Annotated in this window: 1 protein-coding gene; it reads left to right on the top strand. The window is 58.4% G+C overall.

From position 1 onward, the window contains the following. Positions 1-209: hypothetical protein (locus HJW02_RS13045; RefSeq protein ID WP_208050684.1), on the top strand; the 209-nt coding region annotated here is incomplete at its 5' end. Between the last annotated feature and the right edge of the window lie 41 nt (positions 210-250).

Below are 250 nucleotides of genomic sequence, written 5' to 3'. Positions count from 1 at the left end.
TGTGCGACAAGGAAGGCGAGCCCGACCTGGATTATTACCTGCTGGCGGAAAACACTCCCGCCGGCAAGGAGGGAGAAACCGTCCTGACCCTGGTCAACCTGTACCAGGAGGTGGAAGAAGGGGACTCGTCGAGCAGCAGTTCCAGTTCACTCTCCTTTTCCTCCAGCGGAGCCGGAGGAAGGGGGTTGTCCATGCCCCTGTTCCTGTGATTGCGACGAAGACGTCGAACAGTCCGATTGCAGCAAGAACA

Origin of the sequence: Akkermansia sp. GGCC_0220, from assembly GCF_017566105.1 — a bacterium.
In the GTDB taxonomy this organism is placed as follows: domain Bacteria; phylum Verrucomicrobiota; class Verrucomicrobiia; order Verrucomicrobiales; family Akkermansiaceae; genus Akkermansia; species Akkermansia massiliensis.
This window is presented reverse-complemented; position numbering and strand designations above follow the sequence as displayed.